Raw genomic sequence first — 2201 nt, 5'->3', positions numbered from 1 at the left:
CGGCGTTCCTGGCCTGGATCGAAGGGGAGGGCGGTTCGGGGCCTGGGTGAGTCCGATACCGGACGGCGCCTGCCCGGCGGGTGCGTCGGCACGGCGGTGGCCAGGACGGGGACGTTGCCGGTATGCGTTCTCGCCATGGAGAAGACCTTCACCGCCCAGCGCGAGGACCGCCCCGGCGCGGCGTGGCTGGCGCGCTTCCGGAACGGGCAGGACGAGGCCGCCCGGTGGTACCTCGGCGAAGGGACGTCCGAACCCCCATCGGCTGCCGCGTGCCGCGCCGCCCTCGCGCGCCACATGCCCGAACTCGTGCCGCACTACGACGCGGCCTGCGGGATGGTCGGCGACGACGACCTCGCCCACCGCGTTCTCAGCCACTACCGCCCGGCCTCGCACCGTCACGGGTGCAGCCAGGCGGTGTGGCTGGGCGAGGACGGCCCGGCGCTCGTGCGCAACTACGACTTTCCCCTGCACGTCATCACCGGCCGCATCGAGCTGACCGCGTGGTCGCGGCGGCGCGTGATCGCGATGGGGCAGCGGCCCTGGGGCGGCTGCCTCGACGGGATGAACGACGACGGGCTGGTTGCCAGCTGCACGCTCGGCGGCATCGCCCGGCGGGGCGAGGGCTTCGCCATCATCCTGATGCTGCGCTACGTGCTGGAGACCTGCGGCTCGGTGGCCGAGGCGGTCGAGGCGCTGCGCCGCCTGCCGCCCTCGCAGCTCCACAACGTCACGCTCCTCGACCGGACCGGGGCACACGCCACGATCCTCATCGGGCCCCGGCGCGAGCCCGCGGTGACGTCCTGGCGGACCTGCACCAACCATCAGGAGCGGGCCTCGCCCGCCTCACGCTCCGCCCTGCGCCAGCGCGTGCTCGACGAGGCCCTCGCCGAGCGATCGGCGACGCTCGAGACGCTGACGGCGCGCTTCTTCGCAGCCCCGCTCTACTCGCGCAAGGCCGCCTTCACCACGGCCTACACCGCCGTGTACCGGCCGGCGGAGGGCCGGGTTGACTATCTCTGGCCCGGCCGTCGCTGGAGCCAGAGCTTCGACCGGTTCGAGGAGGGCGCGTACACCCACGATTACGGCGAGCTGGAGCGGTGATCGCCGGGCATCGGTCGGCGCTCCCTCGCCGGGATCACGCCTGGGCCTGATCCCCCGCCCGCGCCAGCTGCGGCAGCACCGTCTCGGGCGGACCCGATGCCACGATCCGGCCGCCCTCCAGCACGTGGACGGTGTCGGCCCCGGCGAGGCTGGTGAGGCGGTGGGCGATCATGATCAGGGTACGGGTGCCGGCCAAGCCCTGCACCGCCCGCATCACCACGGCTTCCGTCTCGTCGTCGAGGGCGGAGGTCGCCTCGTCGAACACGATCACGTCGGGGTCGTGGTAGAGCGCCCGGGCGATGCCGATGCGCTGGCGCTGGCCGCCCGAGAGCCGGGCGCCGCGCTCGCCGACCCGGGTGGCGTAGCCCTCCGGCAGGCCGGCGACGAAGTCGTGCGCGCCGGCGAGCCGTGCCGCCCGCTCCACCGCCGCGCCGTCGATCGCGTCGAGCCCGAAGGCGATGTTCTCCGCGATGGTGCCGTCGATCAGGAAGATGTCCTGCGGCACGTAGCCGATGCGGTTCTGCCAGGCCGGCAGGGTGGCGGGATCGAGCGTCGTGCCGTCGACCGTGATGCGGCCGGTCGTGGGCGCGAGGAAGCCGAGGATCAGGCCGATCAGGGTCGACTTGCCCGAGCCGGTGCGGCCGACGAGGCCGATCGTGGTGTGGGCCGGGATCGTCAGGTCGATGCCGGTCAGCGCCGGGCGGCCGGGCTCGTAGTCGAACCCGACGCCCTCGAGGCGGATGGCCTGCCCGAACGGCAGGCGCGCGGGGCTGCGGGGGGAGAGGGGGCGCTCGCCCGCGAGCCCGTCGACCACGAGCCGCACCGCCGGCAGGTAGAAGCGCAGGAGCGCGAGCGCGTTGAAGACGTTCTGGAACGCCGGCAGCATCCGGTAGCCCGCGAAGGCGAACAGGCCGAGCAGGGGCAGGATGCCGGCGGTGTCGAGCCCCTGCGAGAGGGCGAACAGCACCACCACGATGACGCCGCCGAAGGCCAGCGCCTCGATGACGAAGCGCGGCAGCTGGCCGGTGAGCAGGCTCTCGGCGCTGGCCTGGGCGTAGGCGCGGGCCGGCGCCTCGAACCGGGCCGCGAAGGCCTCGGCC

Annotated in this window: 2 protein-coding genes; one reads left to right on the top strand and one right to left on the bottom strand. The window is 74.0% G+C overall.

The features are described 5' to 3' along the window. Window positions 1-114: 114 nt before the first annotated feature. Window positions 115-1101, top strand: coding sequence for a C45 family autoproteolytic acyltransferase/hydrolase (locus VQ02_RS33580; RefSeq protein ID WP_245239933.1), 987 nt, complete (start codon window positions 115-117; stop codon window positions 1099-1101). 34 nt (window positions 1102-1135) lie between these two features. Here VQ02_RS33580 and VQ02_RS33575 read toward each other — a convergent pair. Beyond that, on the bottom strand, window positions 1136-2201 hold a 1066-nt coding region (locus VQ02_RS33575), incomplete at its 5' end, for an ABC transporter ATP-binding protein (protein ID WP_048448615.1).

It is taken from the genome of Methylobacterium variabile, assembly GCF_001043975.1.
GTDB classification, from domain to species: Bacteria; Pseudomonadota; Alphaproteobacteria; order Rhizobiales; family Beijerinckiaceae; genus Methylobacterium; species Methylobacterium variabile.
This window is presented reverse-complemented; position numbering and strand designations above follow the sequence as displayed.